Here is a 26,053-nt window from a genome sequence, read left to right as displayed (position 1 = left end):
CGGCCGGCGAGAGCAGCGGGCCTCCGGAGTTGCCCGGCTGCACCACCGCCCGCACCTGGTAGATCTCGCGGCTGACCTGTTGGGAGTGGTAGAAGTCGGGCCCGCGCGCGGTCTGCTCGGCGCGGATGCGGGCCGGAACGACGGTGAAGCCCTGGTTGCGGGGGTAGCCGGCCACCACGGCGTCGTCGCCCTTGCTCGCCTGCTCCTCGAAGCTCAGCGGCGTGAGCTGCAGCCCCGGCACGTCCAGCACCGCGATGTCCTGCTGGGGGTCGTAGAGGACCACCGTGGCCGTCAGCTGCTGGCCGGAGCGGGTCACCACCCGCAGGTCCTCCTGGACCCCGGCGACGACGTGGGCGTTGGTCATGATCCGCTCGGGCGCGTAGACGAACCCGGTGCCCTCGACCCGGCGCTGGCACGACGGCGCCGTGCCCAGCACCTTCACCACGCTCTGGCTGGCGTCGCGCAGCCCCTGGGTGTTCAGCACGTCGGGGTCGGGCGGCGCGACCTCGGCCGGCTCTCCCGACCCCAGTCCGCTGAAGACCTGCGGGAAGGCACTCTGGTCCACGATGCGCCGGAACTTGGAGAACCACAGGTAGGCGGCGTCCGGCATGGCGGAGTCCACGGCCTGGAGCACGCGGGAGTTCTGCACCTGGGAGTTGATCACCGGGATCGCCGAGTTCGCCACCGCGCTGCCGATCAGCCAGGCGACGAGCAGCACCGACACGCCGCTGACGAGCGCCCCGCCCATGGCGTCCAGCACCCGCGCGGAGTTCCAGGTGACGCGGTTGCGCACCAGCGCACCGATGTAGGAGGCGACGAACTGCCCCATCGCCGCGGCGAGGAAGACCACGGCGATCGCGATCAGCGCCTGCTGGCCCGGTTGGTGCACGATCCGCTGGATCAGGTGGGGGGTACCGAGCGCGGCCAGGACGCCGCCGCCGATGAACCCGGCGAAGCTCAGTACCCCGACGATGAAGCCCTGGCGGTAGCCGGACAGCGCGAAGACCACGACGAGCACGATCAGGACCGCGTCCAGCACTTCGCCTCCCATCAGCGTCACGGAACTCCGGCGCCCGGCGCAGCTGGCGGAAGCGCGTCGACGGGCACCGCGGCCGTCCCATCCAACCAGGGACGCTCCCAGCCGCCCAGGACGAGCAGCTGGTTGAGTATCCCGGCTGTGAACCCCCAGACCAACATGCCACGCACCCGGAAGGCCGGGCCGATGGCGCCGTTCGGGTGCCGTGCGCGCACCCGGTTGGCGGGATCGGCCAGCTCGCGGATGGGGACACGCGCCACGGCGGCCACCTCGCCGGTGTCCACCGGCCGGACGTCGCTCGGCTCGTGCCACCAGCCGAGGACGGGGGTGACCCGGAAGCCGCTGCGCGAGATGTACAGCTCGGGCAGCACGTCGAGGACGGTCACGCCCGCGGGGTCGAGCCCGGTCTCCTCCGCGGCCTCGCGCAGCGCGCAGTCCACCGGTCCGCCGTCCGAAGGATCGATGGCCCCGCCGGGGAACGCCGGCTGGCCCGAGTGCCGGCGCAGCCCGGTGTTGCGCTGGATCAGCAGCACGTCCGGCCCGTCGGCGGTCTCGGCGAACAGCACGAGCACGGCCGAGCGGCGGCCGCCCCGCTCGGGCGGGCGCAGCGAGTGGTGGACGGGCATCCGGCGCGCCGCATCGCCGAGCGCGACCAGCCACTCCGGAGTACCGATGTCCGGCCGGCCCGTCACGAGAAGGGCCCGTTCCGCACGAGCTTGCGGGCGGCGGCCTCGTCGGTGGGCCCCTCGCCGTAGGAGGGGCACCAGCGGGCCAGATCGCACGCGCCGCAGGCCGGGCGGCGCGCGTGGCAGACGCGCCGGCCGTGCCAGATCATCCGGTGGGAGAGCAGGGTCCAGTCCTCGGGCGGGAAGAGGTCGCCGATCGCGTGCTCCACCTTGACCGGATCGCTCGCCCGAGTCCAGCCGAAGCGCCGGGCCAGCCGGCCGAAGTGCGTGTCGACCGTGATCCCGGGGACACCGAAGGCGTTGCCGAGCACGACGTTGGCCGTCTTGCGGCCGACCCCCGGCAGGGAGACCAGGTCCGCCAGCCGCCCCGGGACCTCGCCGCCGAAACGGGCGCACAGCTCCTGGCCGAGGCCGATGAGGTTGCCGGCCTTGGCGCGGAAGAAGCCGGTGGGGCGGATCAGCTCCTCCAGCTCCGCGCGGTCGGCGGCGGCGTAGTCGGCCGCGGCCGGGTACCGCGCGAACAGGGTGGGAGTGACCGCGTTGACGCGCCGGTCGGTGCACTGGGCGGAGAGGATGGTCGCGACCAGGAGCTCCAGCGGACTGGTGAAATCAAGCTCACAGTGTGCGTTGGGATACATCTGGGCGAGTTCCCGGTTCATCCGTCGGGCGCGCCGCACCAGGGCGAGTCTCGACTCGCCGGTCGGTGTGCCGTGAGCGCCGGAAACGCCGGGCCGGTCTGCTGTTGCGGAGGAGGACGAGGTTGCGCGGGACACCCCCAAAGCCTACGGACCCCGGCGTGCCGGAGTCCCGCCCCCGGCGGCGTGACCTCGTCCGGAACCGGCGAGATTATGTCCGCATTGTCATGCATCGACGCGGCGCAGCAGCAATAGCCCCGTTGATGCAACTAAGATCAAGATACTGACGTCGGCGACGGCGAGCGCGATTTCACCCGGTCGACAAGCCGAGGTAACGACCTGGTTTCACAGCGGGGTGCGATATGCGTCACACTGTTGACGGTCAGGTTGCAAGGAGGAAGCGGTGGACGAGACCAACGACGTGCTGAGCAGGGCTCCTCTGTTCGAGGCGCTGGACGAGGAGGGCGCCGGAGCCCTGCGTAGCTCGATCAGCGAAGTACGCCTCGGGCGAGGGCAGACGCTCTTCTCCGAAGGCGACGAGGGCGACCGGCTCTACGTGATCCTCAGCGGGAAGGTGAAGCTCACCCGCACGGCTGTGGACGGCCGCGAGAACCTGCTGATGGTGCTCGGCCCCGGCGAGATGTTCGGCGAGCTCTCCCTCTTCGACCCGCGTCCGCGCACGGCCAGCGCCGTCGCCGTGACCGACGCGGTACTGGCCGGTCTCGGCCACGACGACCTCCGCCCCTTCATCTCCAGCCAGCCCGAAGTCGCGGTGCACCTGCTCAAGGCACTCGCCGCGCGGCTGCGCCGGACCAACGACGTGATGGCCGACCTCGTCTTCACCGACGTCCCCGGCCGGGTCGCCAAGGCCCTGCTCGACCTCGCCGAGCGCTTCGGCAAGGAGGGCGAGGACGGCCTGCACGTCCACCACGACCTGACCCAGGAGGAGCTCGCCCAGCTCGTGGGCGCCTCGCGGGAGACCGTGAACAAGGCACTGGCCGAGTTCGCGCTGCGCGGCTGGCTGCGGATCGAGGCCAAGGCCGTGGTGCTGCTCGACATCGAGCGGATGCGCCGGCGCGCGCGCTGACGCCGGTTCCGCCCCAACGACCGAGTCCGGTTCCCCCCGGGCTCGTCGTCGTTTCCGGGGCCGCCGCGGGGTCGCGGCCCCGGTGCCGACCGGGCGCGGATCGTTGGCGGGGAGACCGCTGGACTGCCCGCCGCGCCGGGCCGCGGCGCGGTGGCAGGACGCCGGGCGAGGCCGGCCGGCCGGTTCCGCGACTCATCGCCGATGATCCGGTATGCCTACCTGACACCACCCCGCTCAGGCGGCCGTCAGCCGCCGGGAGCGGCACACGACCGCGGCCAGCGGTCTAGGGGGCGAGGTCCCCGGGGATGTCGCCCCGCTTCGCCAGGTACCGCAGCTGCGCCCGCACCGAGGACTCGGCGGCGGACAGCACGGCCGCGTCGCCCCCCGCGTAGACCCGGGCGACGATCTCAGCCGGCGTCCGCGCACCGGCGGCGACGGCCTCGGTGATCTGCTCCAGCCGCTCCGCCCGGTGGTCCAGGTAGGACGTGAGCAGGTCGAGCGGCTCGGTCACGATCGGGCCGTGACCGGGGAGCAGCGCACGGATCTCCGCCTCGCGCACCAGGTCGCGCAGCCGGACCAGCGAGTCCAGGTAGCGGCCCAGCCCGTTGTCGTCCGCGACGACCGTCGTCCCGCGACCGAGCACGGTGTCCCCGGTGAGCACGACGTCGTCGTCGGGCAGGTAGAAGCAGACCGAATCGGTGGTGTGGCCGGGAGTGGCCAGGACGCGCAGTTCCAGCCCGTCCACGTCGATCACCTCGCCGTCGGCCAGCCCGTCGCCGCCGATCCGCTGCTCCGGATCGACCGCCCGCACGGGTGCGCCGGTCAGTTCGGAGAAGTACCGCGCGCCGTCGGAGTGGTCGGCGTGCGCGTGGGTCAGCAGGATGACCGCCACCTGCGCGCCCTGCTCCTGCACGGTGCGCGCCACCCGTTCGAGGTGCCGCTCGTCGTGCGGACCCGGATCCACCACGATCACACCGCGCGAGCCGGGTTCCCGCAGCATCCACGTGTTGGTGCCGTCCAGGGTCATCGGACCGGGGTTGGGGCATAGGAGGCAGCTCGCGCGCAGGGTTCCGGAACCGTCGATCCTCATCGCACCTCACTCGATCGCGACGTCTCTCGTAGGCGGGTACCCAACGGGTATCACACCGGATCGTCGACGCCCTCGGGCAGGACCAGCCGAATCCGCCCGTCCTCCTCTCGGGCCCGCGGCTCGATGGGCACGATCTCCCGGTCCGCCGCGAGCACCGCGGCCGGCGACGGGTACCGCGCCAGTTCGGCGAGGGTCACCGCGGTCGGCGGGAGCATGGCCATCTCGCCGCGCCGCCACGCGGCCACGGCCTCGGCGGGCCGCACCCATGCCACCCGGTCGGCCTCCCCGCCGACGTCGCGGGTCAGCTGCCCCTCCGGGAGCACGGCGGCGAAGAACCGGGTGTCGTAGCGCCGCGGCTCCACCACGGGGGTGATCCAGCGCGCCCACGGCCGCAGCAGGTCGGAGCGCAGCACCAGGCCGCGCCGGTCCAGGAAGCCGGCGAACGGCAGCGAGCGGTCGATCAGGGCGAGCCGGTCGGCCTCCCAGTCGTCGCCGCGGGTGTCGGCGACGACCCGGCCGTCGGGCGTCCCGGCGAGCAGGACGCCCGACTCCTCGAACGTCTCGCGCACCGCCGCGCAGACCAGCGCCCGGGCCAGCGGCTCGGGCGTGCCCAGCCGCCGGGCCCACTCGCCCGGTGCGGGGCCGGCCCAGCGGACCGCGCGGTCGGCGTCCCGGCGGTCTACCGAACCGCCGGGGAAGACATGCACACCGGGGGCGAAGGCCATGGAGCGGACCCGGCGCAGGAGGTACACCTCGGTGCCGCTCCCCGCCGCGCGCACCAGCATCACCGTCGCGGCCGGCCGGGCGGGCACCGGGCGCTCCCGGCCGGCCAGCACGGCCCGGCCCCACTCCGTCGCGTTACCGGGCAGCGGGTGACCGGTGGTCATGGGCTCTGTCCTCCCGTGCGGGCCGGGCGCGGTGCCGGCCGGCCCGCCCGGCGGCACGCGGGCCCGGGCCGGATCCGGCACGCCTGTCACATGAGGGCGTCAGCCGACCTCGACGATGATCTCGACCTCGACCGGCGCGTCCAGCGGGAGCACCGCCATACCCACCGCGCTGCGGGCGTGGCTGCCGGCGTCGCCGAACACCGCGCCGAGCAGCTCGCTGGCGCCGTTGACCACCTGCGCCTGGCCGGTGAAGGAGGGGTCGCTCGCCACGAAGCCGACGACCTTGACGACCCGCCGGACGCGGGACAGCTCGCCGATCTCCGCCTTCACCGCGGCGATCGCGTTCAGCGCGCAGACGCCGGCGAGCTCCTTGGCGCGCTCCGGGGCCACCTCGGCGCCGACCTTGCCGGTGTCGCTCAGCCGGCCCTCGACCAGCGGAACCTGGCCGGAGGTGTAGACGAGGTCGCCGGTCCGCACGGCCGGGACGTAGACACCCGCCGGTGCGGGCACCTCCGGCAGCGCCAGGCCGAGCTCCTCGATGCGCTCTTCGGGCGTGGCCATCGCTTACTTTTCCCGCTTCATGTAGGCCACCAGCTGCTGGTTGCGCGGATCCCCGTCCACCGACGGGCCGGGGATGACCGAGACGAGCTCCCAGCCGTCCTCTCCCCAGTTGTCCAGGATCTGCTTGGTCGCGTGCGACAACAGCGGCACGGTCGCGTACTCCCACTTCGTCATGAGCGCCACCTTAGTGCGTCGGTGCGGGATCTCCCGCGACGGGCGGGGCCCGCCGTCCCGGTACGGCGGGCAGGTCTCCGGCGGTGGCGCACCATACGCACATAAACTCCGTGAGGTGAGCGCACGTGATCGCGATTGGGACGGCGTCCGCCTCCACGTCGTCACGGGCAAGGGCGGGACCGGCAAGACGACGCTCTCCGCGGCGCTGGCCCTCGCCCTGGCCGCGGAGGGCGGGAGAGTGCTGCTGGTCGAGGTCGAGGGCCGGCAGGGGATCGCCCAGCTGTTCGACTGCCCGCCGCTGCCGTACGAGGAGCGCCGGGTCGCCGTGGCGCCGGGCGGCGGCGACGTGCACGCACTCGCCGTCGACGCGGAGGCGGCACTGCTGGAGTACCTGGAGATGTTCTACGGCATGCGCCGGGCCGGGCAGGCGCTGACCCGCTTCGGGGTGGTCGACTTCGCCACGACCATCGCCCCGGGGATGCGCGACGTGCTGCTCACGGGCAAGGCGACCGAGGCGGTGCGCCGCCGGGTCCGCCGCGACCGCGCGCGGCGCCCCGGCGGCGACGGGCGGGAGGCGTTCGTCTACGACGCCGTGGTGCTCGACGCGCCGCCCACCGGCCGCGTGGCGCGGTTCCTCAACGTCAACGCCGAGGTGGCCGGCCTGGCGAAGGTCGGCCCCATCCGCAACCACGCCGACCGCGTCATGGAGGTGATGCGGTCGCCGGAGACGGTGGTGCACTTCGTCGCGATGCTGGAGGAGATGCCGGCGCAGGAGTGCCTCGACGGCATCGCGGAGATCCGCCGGGTCGGCCTCAACGTCGGCGGCGTGCTGGTCAACATGGTGCGCCCGCCCCTGCTCGATCCCGCGGCGCTGGCCGACGCCGCCCGGGGCGAGGTGGACGTGGCGGCCCTCGCCCGCGGGCTGAAGTCGGCCGGCCTGGAGCACGCCGACCGGATGGCCGGCGACCTGGGCCGCGAACTCGTCGAGCACGCCCGCCGGGTGCGGGCGGAGGGCGAGGTGCGCGAGCGGCTCGCCACCGCGGGCCGTCCGCGCTACGAGCTTCCCTACCTCTCCGACGGCGTCGACCTGGCCGGTCTCTACCGGCTGGCCGAGGAACTGCGAGCACAGGGGGCCGCATGAGCACGCCCGAACCCGCTGCCGGGCGGGACCGCGCCGCGCGGTCGCCGCGGCTGGACACCGACGCCCTGCTGACCGACCGGCGCACCCGCATCATCGTGTGCTGCGGCTCCGGCGGGGTCGGCAAGACCACGACGGCAGCGGCACTGGCGCTGCGCGCGGCCGAACTGGGCCGCGACGCCGTCGTCATCACCGTGGACCCCGCGCGCCGCCTGGCGCAGTCGCTCGGCCTGACCGAGCTCGACAACACCCCGCGGCTGGTGCCGCTGCCGGAGCCTGCGGCGCCCGGCACCGCCGACGGCGCCCGCCCCGAGGGCGGGGGCACCCTGCACGCGATGATGCTGGACATGAAGCGCACCTTCGACGAGATCGTCGAGGCGCACGCCGACCCGGCCCGGGCCGAGCAGATCCTGGCGAACCCCTTCTACCAGTCGCTCTCCTCCAGCTTCTCGGGGACGCAGGAGTACATGGCGATGGAGAAGCTCGGCCAGCTGCGGCGCTCGGACGAGTGGGACCTGATCATCGTGGACACCCCGCCGAGCAGGTCCGCCCTGGACTTCCTGGACGCGCCGCAGCGCCTCGGCCGGTTCCTGGACGGCCGGCTGATCCGGTTCCTGTCGGCGCCCGCCAAGACCGGCGGCCGCGCGTTCCGGCTGCTGGGGGCGGGGTTCGGGGTGGTCACCGGTGTGGTGAGCAAGGTGGTGGGCGCCCAGCTGCTCAAGGACGTCCAGACGTTCGTGACCGCGTTCGACGCGGTGTTCGGCGGGTTCCAGGAGCGGGCGACGCAGACCTACCGCCTGCTCCAGGCCCCGGGGACCGCCTTCCTGGTGGTCGCGGCGCCCGAGAGCGACGCGATCCGGGAGGCGTCCTACTTCGTGGAGCGCCTGGCCGAGGAGCGGATGCCCCTCGCCGGGCTCGTGCTGAACCGCACGCACCACAGCCTCGTGCCGCGGCTGTCGGCCGCCCGCGGCCTGGCGGCGGCGGAGGCGCTGGAGGAATCCGGCGACCACCCGCTCGCCGCGTCGGCCCTGCGGCTGCACGCCGATCGCGTGCGTGTGGAGAGCAGAGAGCTGCGGCTGCGCGCGTACTTCACCTCGACGCATCCGGCGATCCCGGTCGCGGAGGTGCCGGCTCAGCCGGAGGACGTGCACGATCTCACCGGGTTGCGGGAGATCGGTCGGGCACTGGCGGACACCGGTCGGTCGGCGGGGTGACCTCGAACGGACGGCGCCCGCCCGGGCGGCCTCCGGTCCGCGCGGCAGCGCTGCGGTGTCAGCCGGCGAGGAGCTCCTGGTCCGCCTCCTCGTTCTCCCGCTCGTACTCCTCCCGCGCGTTCTCCAGGAGCTCGCGCCACGAGGTGACCTCGGGCCGCCGGCGCAGCAGGGCGCGCCGCTCTCGTTCGGTCATGCCTCCCCAGACCCCGAACTCGATGCGGTTGTCCAGCGCGTCGGCCAGGCACTCGGTGCGAACCGGGCAGCCCCGGCAGATCAGTTTCGCGCGGTTCTGCGCCGCCCCCTGCACGAAGAGCGCGTCAGGGTCGGTTTCTCGGCAGACGGCTCGGGCAGTCCAGTCCGTGATCCACATGTGCCCCACTCCCAAGATCAGCATGTGTGTTTTTGTCGGTGCGGCCGACGGGCGCGGTCGTCGGCGAAGCGGCTGACCAGGGAACACGGCGTCGAAAATGCGACGAAGCCGGACGGGGGGTCCAGCCTCAACGGGGGTCGATCGTCTCGACGCGCGGCCCTCGGCATCGCCGCTGCTCACGAAACTACGGACCGCGACGCGCGACCAACAGGCCCCATTAGGCCCATTTCTGATATAGCCCGGCTGGGCCATTGCCTTGTTCAAAACTAGTCATCTCACCCACACGGAGGGTGACGATTACCTTGTCGGCGGCGATCTCCGGCGTACTCCGTGATCATGGAAAGATGGACTAGGGGTCCCGGGTTATGGTTGGTCCGAAATCCACGCCACGCGGCCCCGTTCCCTCTCGCTGCCGCTCGATTCGTTGCGGGCCACACGTAGTCTGGATGGGTGGGTCAGGGCATATTGCTGCAAAAGATCAGTCAGATGCTGGGCGTGGGCGTCATCGCCGGTGTGCTCGTCGCGGCGCTGGCGCTGCCCGCCGTCGGCGGAGTCGGCATCACCGCGCGCAACGTCGCCACGAGCTTCCTCAACATGCCGAGTGAGCTGGAGACGCCACCACCGCCGCAGCGGTCGATCATCTACGACGCCGAGGGCGGGGTGATCGCCGAGATCTACGACCAGAACCGCGAACTCGTCGAGCTCGACGACGTCGCGCCGGTCATGCAGGACGCGATCATCGCGATCGAGGACAGCCGCTTCTACGAGCACGGCGGCATCGACATCACGGGCACGTTCCGCGCGGCGCTCCGGACGATCAGCGGGAACACCCAGGGCGGCTCCTCGCTGACCCAGCAGTACGTCAAGAACGTGCTGATCGAGAGCGCCACCTCCCAGGCCGAGCAGGAGGAGGCCCGCGAGACCACGATCTCCCGCAAGATCCGGGAGCTGCGCTACGCGGTCACCCTCGAACAGCGGATGAGCAAGGACGAGATCCTCGAGGGCTACCTCAACATCGCCTACTTCGGCGACGGCGCCTACGGCGTGGAGTCCGCGGCGCAGCACTTCTTCAACGTGAGCGCTGAGGACCTCACCCTCCAGCAGGCCGCGACCCTGGCCGGCCTGGTCCGCTACCCCTACCTGTACAACCCCCGGCTCAACCCGGATGACGCGCAGGAGCGGCGCGACGTCGTGCTCGACCGGATGGTGCAGACCCGGGCGATCACCGCGGAAGAGGCGGAAGAGGTCAAGGGCGAGGACCTTGAGCTCGACGTCAACACCCCCAGCAACGGCTGCATGCCGAGCGACCAGCCGTTCTTCTGCGACTACGTCGTGCAGGAGATCGAGAAGAACGAGCAGTTCGGCGAGAACGAGACCGAGCGGGCCCGGTGGCTGCGCACCGCGGGCCTCAAGATCTACACGACGCTCGATCCCGACATGCAGCAGGCCGCGCAGGACGCCGTGGACAAGTACGTCCCCCGCGAGAACGAGTCCCGCAAGGTGGCCGCCGAGGTGCTGATCGAACCGGGCAGCGGTGAGATCCGGGCCATGGCGCAGAGCCGCAACTACGGGCCGGACGAGAGCAACCTGGGCGAGACGTCCATCAACTTCGCCACCGACGCCGACCGCGGCGGCAGCACCGGCTTCCAGGCCGGATCCACGTTCAAGGCGTTCACCCTGGCCGCCGCGCTGGAGGAGGGGATGGGGTTCGGCACCTCGTTCACCTCGGGGTCGAGCACCACCATCACCGGGCAGCGCAACTGCGAGGGCGGCACCCTGGCCCCGTGGCCGGTGCGCAACTCCAGTGAGAGCAGCGGCGGCACGCACAACATGGTCTCGGGCACGAAGGGGTCGGTGAACACCTACTTCGCCGACCTCCAGCGGCGGGTCGGCCTGTGCGACGTCATCAAGATGGCGGAGCGGCTGGGCGTGCACCGGGCCGACGGGACGTCGTTCGACAACCCCAACACCCAGTCCAACAACTCCTTCACGCTGGGCAGCGAGGAGGTGTCGCCCATGACCGTGGCCAACGCCTACGCGGTGTTCGCCTCGGGCGGCATCTTCTGCGAGCCGCAGGCCATCACCCGGATCGAGGACCGGCAGTCCGGCCGCACCATCGAGCTGGAGAACGACTGCGAGCGCGCGATCTCCGAGGACGTCGCGGCCGGAGTCAGCTACCTCCTGCAGCAGACCTTCCGGGGCGGCACCACCGCCGGCCTGGAGATCGGACGGCCCGCGGCGGCCAAGACCGGCACCACCGACGGCTCGGCCAGCGCCTGGTTCGCGGGCTACACCCCCAACCTGGCCAGCGCCGTGTTCGTCGGCGACCCGCGGGGGCCGCAGAACTACCCGCTGCGCAACGTCACCCTGGGCGGCCGGCACTACGGCGTCGTCTACGGCGCCACCATCCCCGGGCCGATCTGGCAGGAGACCATGCGGGAGGCGGTCGACAAGCTGCCGGAGGAGGGGTTCCCCCGCGCGCCGCGCAAGTACGGCTCCACCTCCGAGCCGGCGCCGCCGCAGCGTGAGGCCGACGAGCGCGAGGCCACGCCGGCCAGCGTCGAGGGCGGCGTCCCCGACGTCGTGGGGCAGACCCGCGAGGCCGCGGTGGCCGCGCTGGAGGGCGCCGGGTACCAGGTGAACGTCGCCGGCAACCCGGTGCGCTCGGACCAGCCGGCGGGCACGGTGGCCGCGGTCAACCCGAACCCCGGCACCCCGCTCCCCGAGGGTGCGACAGTCAACGTCTTCCTGAGTAACGGAAGCGGGGCCGGCAACGCCTCGCAGGAGCCGCCCGGCGGCTGGCAGCTGCCGTTCGATCCGGACTCGGTCCCGGCCGGGTTCGGCGGCCGCCGCGACGACGACTGACCGGCCCGCCGCGGCCCGGGTGGCGGAGGAGAACACCGAGGGGCGCGCGACCACTGGTCGCGCGCCCCTCGCCTATGTCGGACGTGCCCGGCGGGCCGACGGGCCGGCCGGCGGATCCCGTAGCGGACCGAGGACTCAGCCCGCGAGCTGGCGGCGGACCTCCGCCGCCACCCGGCCGCCCTCGGCGCGGCCCGCGACCTTGGGGTTGACGATCTTCATGACCGCGCCCATGCCCTTGGCATCGCTGGCGCCGGACTCGGCGATGGCGGCGGCGACCAACTCCGCGAGTTCGGCGTCGGTGAGCTGCGCCGGCAGGTACTGGGCGAGCACCTCGCCCTCGGCGCGCTCGTCCTGCGCCCGGTCGGCGCGGCCGCCCTTCTCGAACGCCTCGGCGGCCTCGCGGCGCTTCTTGGCCTCACGCGTGACCAGCCGGACGATCTCGTCGTCGGTCAGCTCGCGCGCCGCCGTGCCGGCGACCTCCTCGTTGGAAACGGCGGTCAGCACCATGCGCAGCGTCCGGGTCCGCACGTCGTCCCGCGCCTTCATGGCAGCGGTGAGGTCGGTCTTGAGACGGTCCTTCAACCCGGACATGGTGCTCCTCGCTCCGTTCGATCGCGTGCCCCGCCGACGCCCGCGGCGGCGGCCACCCGTGAATTCTCCCATCCCCACCGGGCACCGGCACCGTAATTTCCCCGGCACGGCCGCCGGAGGCTCGTCGCCTCGTTCGGCGCCGCCCGGCACGCCGATCTGAGACGATGGGGGCGGAGGTGGCGACAACGGTGAGCAAGGTCAGGAAGGCGCTGCGCGTCGCGGGTCGCGCGGCCGCGATCACGGGCGCGGTCGGCGTCGCGGGCATCGGCTACGCGGCGGTGATCGAACGCAACTGGTTCCGGCTGCGGCGGTACGAGATCCCGCTGCTCCCGCCGGGAAGTCCACGCCTGCGCGTCCTGCACCTCTCCGACGCCCACCTGACCCCGGGCCGCCGGATGCTGATGGACTGGATCCGCGACCTCGACCGCCACGAACCCGACCTGGTGATCAACACCGGCGACTCCCTCGGGCACCGCGACGCCGTCGGCCCGTTCATCGACGCCCTGGGCCCACTCTTGGACCGCCCGGGCGCCTTCGTCTACGGCTCCAACGACCTGTTCTCCCCCCAGCTGAAGAACCCGGCCCGCTACCTGTGGCGCAGCAGCAAGTCCGACTACCGCAAGCGGACCGTCCCGGACCTCCCGTGGCGCGAGCTCGGCGCGGCCATGAGCGCCTCCGGCTGGCTGGACCTCAACAACCGCAAGGGCACCCTGAAGGCCGGCGACCTCGACATCGCGCTGGCCGGCATCCACGACTCGCACATCGGCCTGGACCGCTACGACGACATCGCCGGCCCCGCGGACCCCGCCGCCGACCTTCGCCTCGGCGTGACCCACTCCCCCGAGCCGGCCAACCTGGACCGGTTCACCGCGGACGGCTACCAGCTCCTCCTGGCCGGCCACACCCACGGCGGCCAGATCTGCATGCCGCTGTACGGCACCCTGGTCACCAACTGCGGCATCGACCGCCGCCGCGCCTGGGGCCTCAGCCGCAACGGCGCCGCCTGGCTGCACGTCTCCGGCGGCCTCGGCACCTCCCCCTACGCCCCCGTCCGCTTCTGCTGCCGCCCCGAGGCGAGCCTCCTGGACCTCACCCCCACCGCCCCACGCGGTTGACCGCCCCAGCGCCAAACCCGTGTGCGGGCACTCCAACGGTCCGCTAGACTGTTCTTCGTTGCTTCGGGGTGTAGCGCAGCTTGGCAGCGCGCTTCGTTCGGGACGAAGAGGTCGTGGGTTCAAATCCCGCCACCCCGACAGAAGAACGGGTGTTCACGCAGGTGGGCACCCGTTTTCGTTATGTGACCGTCGTGGGCCGTCGATGTCCGTTGCACATTCAGTGCACACGGCTGCGTGCGGTGCTCCCCTTCTCAAGCCCCCACGAGGGCCGGTAGGTGAGCGGTCGCCTTGCCCCGCGCAGCGTCCATCGCTTCGGCGACCTCGTCCAGGCGATCGGGGAAGAGGTGCCCATACCGGTCCAGGGTCATAGTCGCCGTCGCGTGCCCCAGCATGGATTGCACCACCTTCACGTCCGCCCCGGCAGCGATCGCCAGAGAGGCCGCCGTGTGCCGAAGCTTGTGAGGCGTGAGGCCCAGGCCATCCAACTTGGCAGTCTTCATCGCTTGGGCGAACTCTCGGCGCCGCCAATTGCGCAGGCGTACGGGCGCCCCGCGCCGCGTGCTGAACACCAGGGCGTCATCCGGGCGATCGTCGATGAGCGGCTTCAGCTCGGGGACGAGGAACGGAGCGATGGGAACAGTCCGGCTTTTCCCGGTCTTGGGAGACTGTTCGATCAGCTTGCCTTCTACCTCTCCGAACGCCACCGTGACGCGGATGCGCCGCGTGTCCAGGTCCACCTTGCCCACCCGCAGGGCCGCCGCCTCATTGAAGCGAAGCCCGGTGTAGGCGAGCAGCAGAATGAGCGCCCGATTGATGTTCGCGGCAGCGGCGATCTGGCCGTACTTGGTGCGCAGCCCGCCAGCCGCGTTGGCCAGCGTCTCCACTTGGACATGGTTCAGGTACACATGCTCTGCCTCACTCGGCTTGGGTAGCGGCACACCCCGGGCAGGGTTCGCTGGCAGGCGTCGCGGCACGCACCAGTCCAGGATCATGGACAGCACGCCTTGTGCGTGCCGAGTCTGGGAGGCCCCAAGGTTGGCGCCGCCTTCTTCACGCGGTTTCTGGAGTTCGGCCACCCACACGGCGATGTCCTCGGTATGGATTGCTGAAACCCGGAGTTCTCCCCAGCGCGGCAGGACATGAGCGTCGAGGAGGCCCCGGTACTTCCACCAGGTGGACGGTTTGATGTCCGTCCGCGCGCTCAGCCACTTCTCAGCCATTGATTCCAAGGTGACCTTGGCATCCTGGGGGTTGCGGTACGTGCCTTCGTGAAGGCTGGCCTCAATCTCACTCTGCCGCTTCTCGGCATCCGGCTTCTTCTTGAAGGTCCCGCCGCTCTTCAACCGCCCCGCCGGGTCGTAGTACCGGACCATCCACCGCGCGGGAGGGGTGCGTTTGGCGGCCTTGGCCTTCTTCACCGCTTCCACGTACGCATTGTCGTTCGTGCGGTCATAGACCCACGCACGAGCCATCTGTGATCTCCTCTGGGGGGGGTTACTGGGTTCGGACCCACGCGTGGACTTCGGCGGGCACGTAGCGCACGTACCGGCCGATGCGGTGGGAGGGCGGACCGTCGCCCTTGTAGCGCCACTCGTAGAGCGTCTTGGGCGGTACACACAGGTAGTCGGCGGTGTCCTTGACCGACCAGAGCGAGGATTCCACCCGAGGTTCCGGAACGACCATCGCCGTCGCTGTGGTCATGCGGCCCTCTCTTCGGTTGCCGAAAGGTTGGTTTGTCGTGCGTGGTCGAGTTGGGCACGGCGTTTCAGTGCCTCACCGACCGCGCGCAGGAGGCGGTGTTCGCGGGGTGCCACGTCGGGGTCGGTGGGGTGGGCGAGTTCCCAGGCGTGGTTGCCGGAAGAAACCGCCATCACCGGCCCCGCGGTTCCGGTTGCGCCCTGGTCCTCGTCACGGGTCGAGTCGACGCCGAGTTGTTCGAGGACCCAGGCGAGGCGGTCGGCTTTGTGGTCGGCCAGTGTCTTGCCGGACCACTTGCGGGAGACGAGGACGCGGCGTCCGGCGTAGCCCAGGTGCTCACGCTTGTGCGCCTTCGAGCGGCAGTAGCCGGGCCGCAGGCCGTCTTTGGCGTCCTGGGGCTGGATCCCGTAGCGCAGCCAGTTCGCGCAGCGCGGGGAGCAGGGTTCGAACCGCAGGGCTTCCACGAGGCGGTCCACGTGCCGCTGCTGGGCGTCGGATTCGACGGTGTGGCATTCGGCGATGTCCTTGGTCAGGTACTTCGCCAGGTAGCGGACGCACCGCTCAGCGTCGGGGGATCCGGCCAGGACGCCTTTGGCGTCGATCTGGGGGCCGAAGCGGACCACGTGCATGGGTTGCGCGTTCGGGTCGGCATCCAGCGCGTCCAGTGCCTCATCCCACGTGGGCAGCAGCTCGCCCGTGACCGGATCGACGTAGTTGCCCGAGTCTTCGTCCCACACCGGCAGGTGCTCGCCCTGGAACACCACGGTGTCCGCTGGAGGCCACCACACCTGGTGGTAGGTGGCGGCGGCGATCTGCCGAAGCTCCGCGCGGGGGATGGTGCCCCGAGTTGCCATGTGCAGATGCGGAGCGAGGCGGCGTTGCGGTTCGACCGTTGCGAAGTACTGGACGTCGAACCCGGCGACCCGGCGGAGGTTCTGAACGAACCGGTCGATCAGCTTGGAGAAGTGCAGCGCGTCCCGCGCGGCCCGCCGGTAGTCGTAGGACGCGGGGTCGACCGGGGTGCCGTCGGAGCGGACGCGGCCGTAGGTGTCGCAGGTGAGCGTGATGAACAGCGATGGGCGGAACACCTTCCCAGTAGCCGGGTCCTCGAACGTCTGCCCCACGGTCCGCCGGGTCATCGGCCGGCGGGGGAGGTCGGGGGCGTCCTGACGGCGCCGAGTGGAACGCACCCGCCGAGGACGGGACTCCCCCGGAGCCGGGGCGACCTTGCCCCGCAGCCCGGACGCGGTGATCTCCTCATCTAGCTCCGCGATGACCTCATCCAGCGCCGCCAAGTCCTCCGGGGCAGCCATCCCCGAGGCGGCCAAGGCGTCCCGCTCAGCCGTCACCCGAGCCCGCCACTCCACCCACCACGTCTGATCCTCGGACGGCGGGTCCGGCGTCACGGTCGGTTCCTCGGTGAGGTGCCAGCCCTCCTCACACTGGGTACGGCGAAGCGACCGCTTCCGCCGAGCGCACGCCGGGCAGCGACTCTCAAGGGTGGAGCCGCACGGCACATCAACGATCTCCGTCTTGCCGGTGGCCAGGTCGGTGCGGCGGAGGGCCACGGGGCGGATGCACACGCCCTTGTCGGCCGCGATCCGCTCGGCGACCTCACGGGCCAGCGGTTGCGCGAGGCGTTCGGCCCGCGTGGTCTTGCCGGTCGGTGTGGGCATCAGGCCACCTCTTCCTGCCGCATGTCGGTGGCCATGGCGGTGATGTCGTCGTCAGAGACGTAGGCCGCACGCACTCGCACAGGGATGGAGGAGCCTTCGAGGCGCACGAAGGCGACGCCGGGAAGGTCGGGGTCGATCAAGTGCGCGTTCGCCCCACGATCCCGGGCACCCTCGCCAAGCACCATGTCCACCTGCGACGCTTCATCCAGGCGCAGCGCGATCTTGTCGGGGAACAGGTTCCGCAGATTCAGGACCTCCTTACGCGGGTCCTGCAACGCGGCCAGCACCGCGACCCCGACCGAACGCCCCTGCGAGGTGAGGGTGGCAAGCGCGTTCTCAGCGCGGCGCCGAACGTCACGGTCCGGGTGGTAGGCGGTCAGGAACGCGACCTCATCGACCACGACCACGAGGAACGGATCGTCCACAGTGGGGATGTGAGCGCGCTGCTTGCCGGCATAGCGCGCCGCCCGGTCCTGCATCGCGGCCACCGCTCTCTCAAGCAGCTCCACCGCGGCTTCCCCGTCATCGGCGTAGCGAGCGAACAGAGTGCGTCCGTAGGACAGCTCCATGCGCTTGGGGTCGATCGCCCACACGCGGACCGTCCCGGCCTCGATCGCGGGCATCATCGCCCGCACCGCCGACCAGATCACCGAGCCCTTACCGGCACCGGTCACGCCCACGGTGAGGACATGGGTGCCGTGCAGACGCAGCAGCCACGGCGAGCCGTCCTCACACGTCCCCATCGGCAGCGCTTTCAAGTCCACCTGCTCAGGGACGGGCATGGCGCCGATGGTGTCGGCGAGCATGTCCCGGCGGGGGAACTCCAACACCACATCGCGCGGGCCGCGCACCGTCACCCGGCAGGAAGGTGCGCCGAACCCGTGCGCCAGCTCGACAACGCGCTGTTCGAAGTCGGCCGGAGACGTCCCCGCCACCAGCTTCACCCGGACCCGATCCGACCAGTCCGAGCACGTCACCCGGCGGATACGGGGAAGGTACTGGCGCTCAAGGTAGGACTCCGCCAGGCCAGCGACGACCAGGACGGGTTGCCAGTGACGGTGGTACACCCACACCCACCGCCACGCCCCCAGCGCACGCAGCCCCACAAACCGGCGGAACGAGCCCGGCCAGCGCCACCACCAGCCAGCAAGCCCCCCACCGACGAGCACCAGGACCACGATGAGCGGCACCCACCCGAACCAGTACGCCACCGCAGCAGAACCCGCGGACGACCGGGGTCGAGAACCGGAAGGTCTGCGCGGGAACGGGCGCGGTGGGTTGCTGCACCTGGGACGTGCCGGGCTTGTTGTCGCGGATCATCAGGCCGCACCCCCCGACAGGTGCCGCTTCAGAGCAGCGCCCAGTTCGGCGCAGGCTTCCCGGGCAACACGGTGCGCGGCGGGGTCGTCGGAGTGCGCGGCGATCCGGGACAGGATGTCGGCCTTGCGCCGCAGGAACGCGACTTCCTCAGCCGGGGACAGCGGTTCGGCCGCGTTGTGCCGATCGCGGACCATGCGCAGCAGGTCACGAATCTCGCGGATCGTGACGCGGGGGCGGTGTTCGGACATAATCAACAGACCTCTTCTGTTCTTCGCTGGTAGGCGGAAATGGGGAGAGTCAGCGGGCCGGGGATGTTGGCGCATCCGATGGCCGCAAGGGGGCGGCTGATGTTGGCGCACCAGCCGCCCCACTTCGTCGGTCAGGCAGTGTCCTTGGCGGATGCCGCGCGGCGGCCGGTGGCGCCGGGGGCCTTCACCCCACGCGCCCGCAGCGAGTACGCCACCCGAGGACGCCGACCCGAGTCGTCCACGTAGGGCATGACCGCCATCCCGTCGAACTCCACCGGCCGGAACGGCAGACCAGCCGCCTCATCCGGCAGCGTCGGGCACACCTCAGCGGCGATCTTCACCTTCACCGACTTGGCCTTGCCCCGCGCTTCGGGATCGGCGTCGATCACGTCCACCGCCCACAGCGGCAACCCCGACTCCCGGTCAAGCTGCGGACGCTTCGTCTCAAAGTCCGTGATTGCCTCCACCCCAAGCGCGAACGCCCCATGCGGGAACACCGTCCCGAACTCCACCGGCAAAGCACCCTGAATCGCCATGTCGCATGCGCCTTTCGTTGGTTATGTACGTGCGAGTCCGCGCCGCTGGGAGAACCCTTGGCGAGATCGATGCATGTATAGCATGTATCGATTCTTGCCGGCTACTACTGAGGGTCAGCCGTTGTCGTCCGCTCTGGCCGCTCCCGGCGTCCTCGCACCTCTTGCGGACGGTCACCACCATCGGTCATCGCGGCGGGACGAGATCACTACATGGCTGGACGTGTTCAGGACGTCTCGATAATGTGAGCCCGTCCTTGGACGTCCTGAGAACACGGGGCAGATGCCGAACGAGAGGTTGCGCGCCGCACTGCTGGAACGCGGGATGACACCCGCAGATCTGGCCGACGCGGTCGGCGTCGACACGAAGAGTGTCGAGCGCTGGATCAGTCTTGACCGCACTCCCTACCGGCGGCATCGCTACGCCGCCGCGGCGCGACTCGGCATGGACGAGACGTACCTGTGGCCCAAGGCCCTATCGGCCGAGCAGAGCACCGCGGCTTCCGGCAGCGAGATCATCGAGGTCCACCCGCACCGGTGGACGGTCCCGCGCGACGCGTGGAAGCGGCTGTTCGAGTCCGCCGAACGGGAGATCTCGATCCTGGTGTTCAGCGGGTTCTTCCTCGCCGAGGACGCCAGCATGCATCGGTTGCTCGCGGAGAAGGCCCGTTCCGGCGTCCGCGTGCGCATCCTGCTGGGCGACCCCGACAGCGAAGCCGTTGCCCAGCGAGGGGCCGACGAGGGCATTGACGACTCCATGGCGGCCAAGATCCGGAACGTGATCGTGCTGTACAAGCCACTGCGCGCCGTCGACGGCGTCGAGTTCCGGCTGCACGGCACGATCTTGTACAACTCGATCTACCGCGCTGATGATCAGATGCTCGTCAACACCCACGTCTACGGCGCTCCGGCGTCCTTTGCGCCGGTCTTCCACCTGCGAAAGATCCCAGGTGGCAGCATGGTGAACACCTACCTCGACAGCTTCGAGAAGGCGTGGGACAGGGCGACTCCACTCGACTGAGGGAAGGCCAGTGGGCAAGCGGATCGACTATTACAACGACCCGAACGCGCCGGCCGCGAACAGTCTGGTGCCCTCCGTAAACGTCGTGGTCGTCAACGACCGTGATGAGGTCTTGCTCATCCGCCGATCGGACAACGGCAACTGGGCGGTTCCCGGAGGCGCGATCGACCTCGGGGAGTCGGTACCGGACGCCGCGATCCGTGAGACGGTCGAGGAGACTGGGATCACCTGCGAGATCACCGGTATCTCGGGCATCTACAGCGACCCCAAGCACGTCATCTTCTACACGAGCGACGGCGAGGCCCGGCAGGAGTTCTCCATCGTGCTCATGGCGCGGCCGGTCTCGGGAGAGCCCACGCCCAGCGACGAGTCACGCGAGGTCCGTTGGGTGCCGAAGGCGGAGCTGGCCGGCTTCCAGATGGACCGGTCCATGCGACTGCGCATCGACCACTTCCTTGCGGCCGGCGCGCCCCACATCGGATAGCCGACTGGCCTACCTCGCGTTGGCCCGCCGCTTCTCCACAGTCCGCACGGTGCCCCGCAGAGCGGGCGAGGACCGGGTGATGGCGCGGTGCACCAGGTCGTCCGGCCCGTACCGATCGAGGATCTCGGAAAGCCGCTCTTCCACGGTGAGGCGGCTTCCGTCAGGGCCGGTCGTCAGGTCGGAGTAGGTGAGCGCGTCGAGCAGGGGTTCGGGCGGCAGAGCGAACTCCCCGGCCAGTTCGTCACGCAACCCGCGTTCGTCCGCTTCGACCAGGGCGCCGGTGTGGTGCGCGACGAGGGAGCACAGCAGTTCGTCGGCGCGCTCAACATCGCGCAGGTAGCGGGCACCGTCGAGCGGGTGGAAGCCCGTGCTCACCAGCGACGGGGAGTACCCGATGTCGTGCAGCCACGCGGAGGCGACCACGAGTTCGGAGTCAGCGCCGAGCACGGTGGACAGGGCCGCGGCTTGGTCGGCCACGCCTTGCGTGTGTGCCCACCTGCGGGGCAGCGGTTCGGCCAGGAGCCGTTGCGCGAGATCCCGCGCCCAAGGTACATGTCCCACATGTCCGAGGCTAACTAGCCGGATGCGCCGGATCCACGGACGAACCGCCCTTTTCCATGAACGGCGAAGATGAGCCCGGAGCCCTCCAGTTCGGAGAGCGCCTGTCGTGCCGTCCCTCGGGAGACGCCGTACCGCTGGGTGATGGCTGACTCGCTCGGGAGCGGAGCACCAGGAGGCAGGGCCCCGCTGGCGATCGTGGCGCGCAGCTCATCAGCGATCCGGCGGTACTGAGGTGTGGCGTCGCGCTTGTCGTCCGGGCCACTGACGACTCGGCCCCGGCCGGGGAGCGTGTGGACGAGCCCGTCCGCTTCGAGGGTGGCCAGGGCACGGCGGATGGTGCTTCGGGCCACGTGGAACTCGTTGCCCAAGGCCGACTCGGAGGGCAGCGGGGCGCCGGCGGGAAGCTCGCCATCGGTGATGCGGTGACGCAGCACGTCCGCGATCTGCGTGTACGTCCCCCACGGGGTTGGGCGCGGGCTCACCTGGCGTCCTTCCGGTCTTCGTCGACTACTGGGGTGCGCAACGAACTAGCGCAACCGGCTTGCACAAGAAGCTTGGCAGACGAAGAACCGCGCGGCCGATGAAGGGGAAGGAAGCAGGGGACCATCGGCCGCGCGGTGTTCAATGTTCAATCAGGCCGTTGGTGGGTTCGGCTGGTGGTACACCCCGTCCTCGCCGACCTGGTCAAGGTGATCCCGAAACGCCGGACGCGACAGGAGCGACCGCCCGGCACTCGGCGGCGGATCCTCCAGTTGGCGGACGAAGGTGTTGAGGTCCGTCTCAACAATGGTGGGCGCGTGCCCTGTCAAGTAGTCCTCCGCCGTGGCGATCCACAGGCGAGTCGTGCGCCGGATGCGCCACCGGCCCTGGAAGTGGCGCCGCAGCAGCCTGAGTATGGCGTCGTCAGAGTCGGTGGTCATGCCGCGACTCCCACCGGCCGCGCGAGGTCCAGGAGCACAGCCAGGCCCAGACGACTGCGGTCGATCCGCTGCTGGTGGCGCTTGCGCTCCAGGTGCGTGATGTAGGGCCGCACCATTGCGGCCTGCGGTGGAACGGGGTAGGACGGTGGCGGCGCCGTGAAGGGGACCCCCGCAGACGGCGCCTGCGTCCGGGGCCGTTGTTCACAGGGGTCGGGTCGAAAGCGCGCGATAAGGTTTCGCATGTTCCGCCTGCCTCATCAGGTTGGGACCGCGCCCCCGGAGTGTTAACGCCACTCGCGGGGGTCTTTGCTACCTGCGGAAACCCTCGCCGGACCGGCCGGACATGTGTACCTCGTATCGGACTTCTTGCAGGGACGTCTTGGGACGTCTTCTGTTATCGTCGGTGGTCCCCCGCTCCGGAGGACGACGACGTGAACGACGCTCTTCGCCAGGCGCTTGCCGCATCACGACTGACCGACGCCGACGTGGCGGCACGGGTCGGCGTCGACCCGAAGACCGTCCGTCGCTGGTTGGCCGGCAAGACGCCGTACCCGCGCCACCGCTGGGCGGTCGCCGACCTGTTGGGGGTACCGGAGCGGCGACTCTGGCCGGAGATCGAGGCGCCAGAACTGCCCCGCTCCCCGAGGACCTCGCACGGCCACGTCTACCCGCACCGATGGGCAGTGCCCCACGAGGCGTGGCGCGAGCTGTTCGCCTCAGCCGAACGGGAAATCGGCGTCTTGGTGTATGCCGGCCTGTTCCTAGCGGACGACCCGGGAATCCTGCGGATCTTCGAAGAGAAGGCACGCGGCGGCGTTTCCGTGCGCATCCTGCTGGGGGACCCGGACAGTCCCCAGGTGCGACAACGAGGGGAAGAGGAGGAGATCGGGGACGCGATGCCCGCCAAGATCCGGAATGCCCTCGTGCTGTACCGGCCCCTGCTCAGCGTCGACGGCATTGAGATCCGGCTTCACGACACCGTCCTGTACAACTCGATCTACCGTGCCGATGACCGACTTCTCATCAACCAGCACATTTATGGCGCACCGGCCTCGATGACGCCAGTCCTGTACATCGACAGCCAGACCAGCAACGACGTTGCTGATCTGTACCTTCAGAGCTTCGAACGCACGTGGCAGACAGCCACCCCATACGATCCGTGAACCGCACGGTGATCAATTGCCGAATTGGGCTGTATGGGATCAAGGGCGACGGCGCTTCCGCGCCGTCGCGGCCGGGAGGCCTGCCCGCTCGGGCTGCGGGCTGCCGCCCGGTCCCGAGCGCGCGGCCGTCGGCCGGGGTGCGCGGTGGTGGCCGTCGCCTGGGCCTGTCCGGCCGCTTCGGGCACGCGCCGTCGCTACGGGACCGGATTCGCGAAGCGGCACCCTGGTGGCGCTCGGCTGATGGCTAGGGACTGGTGGAACCAGGGGGCTTCCGCCCCCATGGACCCCCGCAACGCCGCGCGGAACCCGGCGCGACACCGGACGTGCGCATGGCGCAGACCGCCCGCGCCGGAACCCACGCGGCCCCAAAACCGCGGTTGCTCACCGCTGTGGTTACTGAAAGCGGGGGCAGGCTATGCGAGAACCCCACAGCGGAGGCCATCGCTGGGCGCCTCGACTGGTCGTCAGAGCATGGGATGGCGCGACGCGTTTCAGGAGCGATGACCTGCGACGACACGGCGCAGCCGATGCACATTCAATGCACATCGCGTTGGGAGGGCGCCAGAAACAGCGGGAACCGACAGGACCTCGAACCGAGGTCACCAGCCGTTCGCGGTCTCGCCGCGCTGCTCCCTGGAACCCCCGGCTACGGGAAGAGGTCGTGGGTTCAAATCCCGCCACCCCGACCAGCAAGAACGCCGGTTCCACTGGAACCGGCGTTCTGCGTTGGAGGCCAACGAGAGCCCCGTGGGCGGAACGCGATCCGTCCAGACGGGGCCCTCTGGACCGCTATCCCCGGCTCGGATCCGAGGGCGCGATGCCGACCATCGGGTACCGGATCACATCGGTGGCTCTCGGAGGCCCGCCGGTCCCTGGCCACGGCTTCGGTGACCTCTGTCCGCCTCTGGCGGCGACGACGGAGCCCTGCGGCACCGTCCGGCCTCCTCGGAGCGTCTCGTGGCCCGTCATCTCGAATGACGCCAGATCCCCGCTGCTGCGTACCATGCTTGTCCGCGTGAGGTGATGACTCGGGAGCCGCCCCGGATCTGACGCGGTATCTCGGGCGCTCTGGCACCCTCCCCCCACGAGCCGTGCCGCGGTGGCACGGCACCGGATGGCGGGCCGCGCACGGCCGACCGCCCGTGGGACCGGCGCCCCGTACCGATCTCGGCCCGTCACCGCCCATCGGTGTGCCTTTAACAGGCCGGAGCCGGTGTGTCCACAGATCTGGGCGGCCACATCCGGCGCGAGGGATGGACCGGCACAACTGGTGCGTTTGGTGTCGGAGTTGCGCATACTGCTGTGCGGAGTGAAATCCCCCCACAACTCAGCGTTAGGTGCGGCGAACGTGTCCTTGACGAGCATCCCCCCTCTGCCCGCCCGGAACCGACGCTCCCTCCGGTCCGGCCGCCGTCCGCGTGCGCGAGGGCGGGCCGCGCTCGCCGGGCTCGTGGCCGGAGCCCTCGTCGCGCTGGTCCCCGCGGCCCCGGCGCTGGCCGACGACCGGCACAGCTTCGACCTCGGCGCCATCAGCAACCCCGACTGGATGGCCGAGATCAGCGACGGCACCAGCCTCGCCGCGCTGTCGATCCCCGGCACGCACGACACCATGGCGCGCGACGTCACCGCGCTGGCCGAAACCCAGGAGAGCCCGCTTCCCGAGCAGCTCGACGCCGGCGTGCGGGCGCTCGACATCCGGACCCGGCACTTCCAGGACCGGTTCACGATCCACCACGGCCGGGTCTACCTGCACGCGAACTTCACCGACGTGCTGCGGCAGACCACCGACTTCCTCCGCGAGCACCCGACCGAGACCGTCCTCATGCGCGTCAAGCCCGAGCACACCGCCGAGCAGAACACGCGCACCTACGAGGAGACCCTCGACTGGTACCTCACGGAGAACCCCGACACCGCCGGGCTGGCGCACGACTACGTGTGGACGCCGCCGGGCGGCGAGTACGCCACCCGGATCCCGGACCTGGGCCAGGTGCGCGGCCGGATCGTCATCCTGCAGGACTTCGACGGGGCGGGCACGGTCTACGGCCCCCGCTGGGCGGGGGCGGGGATGTCCATCCAGGACGACTACGAGGTGCCCACGCTCTTCGACATCGCGCGCAAGTGGGAGAAGGCCCGCACCCACTTCGAGACGACCCGGACCGGACCCGCCGACCGCCTGCACATCAACTTCCTCAGCGGCGCCAGCCTGGGTGCCCTGCCCATCCACGTCGCATCGGGCGGCCTCGGTTTCCGGGGCGTCAACGACTACGCCCTCTCCCACCTCCGCGCCACCGACCTCCCCCGAACCGGCGTCGTGATGGCGGACTACCCCGGCCCGGGCCTCGTCGAGGAGATCCTCGCCGAGAACCCGTAGCCGGAGGTGCCGCGGATCGGGCCCACGGGGTCCGCCGCGCCGCTCCTCGTGCCTGCTGGCCGCCGGGTGCCTGGGCGCTGCCGTCCGGCTCGCTGCCGCGCTCTGGCGGGGCAGGAACGGCCGGGGATGAACGAGCCGTCGGGGCCGCACGGCGCCGGCGGAGCCGTCAGTGACGTGAGGACGCCCGGCCGGGCCGCCTCCTCCGGGCCTGCGGGTCCCCGCGGCCCCGGCCGCAATTTCGCGCGCCATGTCGGACGATACCCGCGCGCCTGTCCGACGCGGTTGGTACGGTTCCGCAACGTCGGATGGCTGCCTGGGGTGGGGGCGGTCCGATAGATTACGGCGATCCCCCGAGTGCCGAAACGCCGGGTCGTGGGCAACCGATTCCGTGCACGGTGCGTCAAACCCTCCCAGATCCCCCAGACCGCTTGGCAGCGAACCTCTCGGAGTAGTTGATCGGTATGACGGACGCCCCGGATTCGGCCGGCCCTTCTTCGTCCGCTCGTCGTGCGCGGGGACGGCACGCCGCGCATCGGGCTGCGCCCGTTCGGCGGGGGCGGGGGCGCCGTTCGCCCGGGCATGGGCGGCCCGCGGGTCGGGGGCCCATGG

Annotated in this window: 27 protein-coding genes and 1 tRNA gene; 10 read left to right on the top strand and 18 right to left on the bottom strand. The window is 70.8% G+C overall.

Features of this window, described 5'->3' with window-relative positions; translation table 11 throughout:
* The 3 genes from DEF28_RS19820 to nth form a co-directional block, all read right to left on the bottom strand.
* On the bottom strand, nucleotides 1-1,039 hold a 1,039-nt coding region (locus DEF28_RS19820), incomplete at its 3' end, for a MarP family serine protease (RefSeq protein WP_147281077.1).
* Nucleotides 1,040-1,056: 17 nt separating this feature from the next.
* Nucleotides 1,057-1,662, bottom strand: a complete 606-nt coding sequence (locus tag DEF28_RS19815) for an NUDIX hydrolase (protein ID WP_114399136.1) — start codon at nucleotides 1,660-1,662, stop codon at nucleotides 1,057-1,059.
* 62 nt (nucleotides 1,663-1,724) lie between these two features.
* Nucleotides 1,725-2,402, bottom strand: a complete 678-nt coding sequence (gene nth / locus DEF28_RS19810) for an endonuclease III (protein WP_233515421.1) — start codon at nucleotides 2,400-2,402, stop codon at nucleotides 1,725-1,727.
* Between the two features lie 358 nt (nucleotides 2,403-2,760).
* Here nth and DEF28_RS19805 point away from each other — a divergent pair, with 358 nt between their 5' ends.
* Entirely contained in the window at nucleotides 2,761-3,444 is a 684-nt protein-coding gene (locus DEF28_RS19805) for a Crp/Fnr family transcriptional regulator (RefSeq protein WP_114399115.1), read from the top strand.
* 283 nt (nucleotides 3,445-3,727) lie between these two features.
* Here DEF28_RS19805 and DEF28_RS19800 read toward each other — a convergent pair whose 3' ends face one another.
* From DEF28_RS19800 to DEF28_RS19785, 4 genes are all read right to left on the bottom strand, one after another.
* The gene (locus tag DEF28_RS19800; protein ID WP_114399116.1) at nucleotides 3,728-4,534 is read right to left on the bottom strand and encodes an MBL fold metallo-hydrolase; all 807 of its coding nucleotides are present in this window, start codon (nucleotides 4,532-4,534) and stop codon (nucleotides 3,728-3,730) included.
* A 50-nt stretch (nucleotides 4,535-4,584) separates the two neighbouring features.
* On the bottom strand, nucleotides 4,585-5,421 hold the full coding sequence (locus DEF28_RS19795; RefSeq protein WP_233515419.1) for an NUDIX hydrolase: 837 nt from the start codon (nucleotides 5,419-5,421) through the stop codon (nucleotides 4,585-4,587).
* A gap of 99 nt (nucleotides 5,422-5,520) precedes the next feature.
* A complete protein-coding gene (locus DEF28_RS19790; RefSeq protein WP_114399117.1) occupies nucleotides 5,521-5,982 on the bottom strand; it encodes a RidA family protein in 462 nt (153 codons plus the stop codon).
* Between the two features lie 3 nt (nucleotides 5,983-5,985).
* Nucleotides 5,986-6,156 (bottom strand): DUF4177 domain-containing protein, encoded by a 171-nt coding sequence (locus DEF28_RS19785; protein WP_017595461.1) that lies wholly within the window; start codon nucleotides 6,154-6,156, stop codon nucleotides 5,986-5,988.
* Between the two features lie 115 nt (nucleotides 6,157-6,271).
* Here DEF28_RS19785 and DEF28_RS19780 point away from each other — a divergent pair, with 115 nt between their 5' ends.
* Nucleotides 6,272-7,297: an ArsA-related P-loop ATPase gene (locus tag DEF28_RS19780; protein ID WP_233515418.1), complete on the top strand. Its 1,026-nt coding sequence runs from the start codon at nucleotides 6,272-6,274 to the stop codon at nucleotides 7,295-7,297.
* On the top strand, nucleotides 7,294-8,508 hold the full coding sequence (locus tag DEF28_RS19775; RefSeq protein WP_114399119.1) for an ArsA family ATPase: 1,215 nt from the start codon (nucleotides 7,294-7,296) through the stop codon (nucleotides 8,506-8,508). The genes DEF28_RS19780 and DEF28_RS19775 overlap by 4 nt, the downstream gene beginning before the upstream one ends.
* Before the next feature lie 58 nt (nucleotides 8,509-8,566).
* Here the strand turns inward: DEF28_RS19775 and DEF28_RS19770 are convergent, their stop codons facing one another.
* Entirely contained in the window at nucleotides 8,567-8,878 is a 312-nt protein-coding gene (locus tag DEF28_RS19770; RefSeq protein ID WP_114399120.1) for a WhiB family transcriptional regulator, read from the bottom strand.
* A 465-nt stretch (nucleotides 8,879-9,343) separates the two neighbouring features.
* On the opposite strand from DEF28_RS19770, the gene DEF28_RS19765 reads away from it, so the two are divergent.
* Nucleotides 9,344-11,743, top strand: a complete 2,400-nt coding sequence (locus DEF28_RS19765; RefSeq protein ID WP_114399121.1) for a penicillin-binding protein — start codon at nucleotides 9,344-9,346, stop codon at nucleotides 11,741-11,743.
* 135 nt (nucleotides 11,744-11,878) lie between these two features.
* Here the strand turns inward: DEF28_RS19765 and DEF28_RS19760 are convergent, their stop codons facing one another.
* The gene (locus tag DEF28_RS19760; RefSeq protein ID WP_114399122.1) at nucleotides 11,879-12,334 is read right to left on the bottom strand and encodes a GatB/YqeY domain-containing protein; all 456 of its coding nucleotides are present in this window, start codon (nucleotides 12,332-12,334) and stop codon (nucleotides 11,879-11,881) included.
* A gap of 188 nt (nucleotides 12,335-12,522) precedes the next feature.
* On the opposite strand from DEF28_RS19760, the gene DEF28_RS19755 reads away from it, so the two are divergent.
* Both DEF28_RS19755 and DEF28_RS19750 read left to right on the top strand, forming a co-directional pair.
* On the top strand, nucleotides 12,523-13,449 hold the full coding sequence (locus DEF28_RS19755) for a metallophosphoesterase (protein ID WP_233515417.1): 927 nt from the start codon (nucleotides 12,523-12,525) through the stop codon (nucleotides 13,447-13,449).
* A 64-nt stretch (nucleotides 13,450-13,513) separates the two neighbouring features.
* Nucleotides 13,514-13,587, top strand: a tRNA-Pro gene (locus DEF28_RS19750).
* 113 nt (nucleotides 13,588-13,700) lie between these two features.
* On the opposite strand, the gene DEF28_RS19745 is transcribed toward DEF28_RS19750, so the two are convergent.
* The 6 genes from DEF28_RS19745 to DEF28_RS19720 form a co-directional block, all read right to left on the bottom strand.
* Nucleotides 13,701-14,921 carry a tyrosine-type recombinase/integrase gene (locus DEF28_RS19745; protein WP_114399124.1) on the bottom strand — a complete coding sequence of 407 codons (1,221 nt, stop codon included), beginning with the start codon at nucleotides 14,919-14,921 and terminating at the stop codon, nucleotides 13,701-13,703.
* Between the two features lie 22 nt (nucleotides 14,922-14,943).
* Entirely contained in the window at nucleotides 14,944-15,150 is a 207-nt protein-coding gene (locus tag DEF28_RS19740; protein WP_114399125.1) for a helix-turn-helix transcriptional regulator, read from the bottom strand.
* Nucleotides 15,147-16,823, bottom strand: coding sequence for a replication initiator (locus tag DEF28_RS19735; protein WP_114399126.1), 1,677 nt, complete (start codon nucleotides 16,821-16,823; stop codon nucleotides 15,147-15,149). The genes DEF28_RS19740 and DEF28_RS19735 overlap by 4 nt, the downstream gene beginning before the upstream one ends.
* Entirely contained in the window at nucleotides 16,823-18,013 is a 1,191-nt protein-coding gene (locus DEF28_RS19730; protein WP_394340377.1) for an FtsK/SpoIIIE domain-containing protein, read from the bottom strand. The genes DEF28_RS19735 and DEF28_RS19730 overlap by 1 nt, the downstream gene beginning before the upstream one ends.
* Nucleotides 18,014-18,142: 129 nt before the next feature.
* Nucleotides 18,143-18,391, bottom strand: a complete 249-nt coding sequence (locus tag DEF28_RS19725; RefSeq protein WP_114446195.1) for a hypothetical protein — start codon at nucleotides 18,389-18,391, stop codon at nucleotides 18,143-18,145.
* 131 nt (nucleotides 18,392-18,522) lie between these two features.
* Nucleotides 18,523-18,927 (bottom strand): plasmid replication, integration and excision activator, encoded by a 405-nt coding sequence (locus DEF28_RS19720; protein WP_114399128.1) that lies wholly within the window; start codon nucleotides 18,925-18,927, stop codon nucleotides 18,523-18,525.
* A gap of 280 nt (nucleotides 18,928-19,207) precedes the next feature.
* On the opposite strand from DEF28_RS19720, the gene DEF28_RS19715 reads away from it, so the two are divergent.
* Entirely contained in the window at nucleotides 19,208-19,945 is a 738-nt protein-coding gene (locus DEF28_RS19715; RefSeq protein WP_114399129.1) for an XRE family transcriptional regulator, read from the top strand.
* A gap of 10 nt (nucleotides 19,946-19,955) precedes the next feature.
* Nucleotides 19,956-20,429 (top strand): NUDIX hydrolase, encoded by a 474-nt coding sequence (locus DEF28_RS19710; RefSeq protein ID WP_114399130.1) that lies wholly within the window; start codon nucleotides 19,956-19,958, stop codon nucleotides 20,427-20,429.
* A gap of 9 nt (nucleotides 20,430-20,438) precedes the next feature.
* On the opposite strand, the gene DEF28_RS19705 is transcribed toward DEF28_RS19710, so the two are convergent.
* The 3 genes from DEF28_RS19705 to DEF28_RS19695 form a co-directional block, all read right to left on the bottom strand.
* Nucleotides 20,439-20,906 carry an HD domain-containing protein gene (locus tag DEF28_RS19705; protein ID WP_374058210.1) on the bottom strand — a complete coding sequence of 156 codons (468 nt, stop codon included), beginning with the start codon at nucleotides 20,904-20,906 and terminating at the stop codon, nucleotides 20,439-20,441.
* A gap of 98 nt (nucleotides 20,907-21,004) precedes the next feature.
* Nucleotides 21,005-21,472, bottom strand: a complete 468-nt coding sequence (locus DEF28_RS19700) for a GntR family transcriptional regulator (RefSeq protein ID WP_114399131.1) — start codon at nucleotides 21,470-21,472, stop codon at nucleotides 21,005-21,007.
* 150 nt (nucleotides 21,473-21,622) lie between these two features.
* Nucleotides 21,623-21,910 (bottom strand): hypothetical protein, encoded by a 288-nt coding sequence (locus DEF28_RS19695; RefSeq protein WP_114399132.1) that lies wholly within the window; start codon nucleotides 21,908-21,910, stop codon nucleotides 21,623-21,625.
* Nucleotides 21,911-22,341: 431 nt separating this feature from the next.
* On the opposite strand from DEF28_RS19695, the gene DEF28_RS19685 reads away from it, so the two are divergent.
* Together DEF28_RS19685 and DEF28_RS19680 are read left to right on the top strand one after the other, a co-directional pair.
* Nucleotides 22,342-23,073 (top strand): helix-turn-helix domain-containing protein, encoded by a 732-nt coding sequence (locus DEF28_RS19685; RefSeq protein WP_114399134.1) that lies wholly within the window; start codon nucleotides 22,342-22,344, stop codon nucleotides 23,071-23,073.
* A gap of 1,450 nt (nucleotides 23,074-24,523) precedes the next feature.
* A complete protein-coding gene (locus DEF28_RS19680) occupies nucleotides 24,524-25,444 on the top strand; it encodes a phosphatidylinositol-specific phospholipase C (RefSeq protein ID WP_233515416.1) in 921 nt (306 codons plus the stop codon).
* The last annotated feature ends 609 nt before the right edge of the window (nucleotides 25,445-26,053 follow it).

The organism is Marinitenerispora sediminis, assembly GCF_003336425.1.
Classification (GTDB): domain Bacteria; phylum Actinomycetota; class Actinomycetes; order Streptosporangiales; family Streptosporangiaceae; genus Marinitenerispora; species Marinitenerispora sediminis.
Note: the sequence above shows the minus strand (reverse complement) of the source record. Positions and strands in the feature narration are given on the sequence as shown.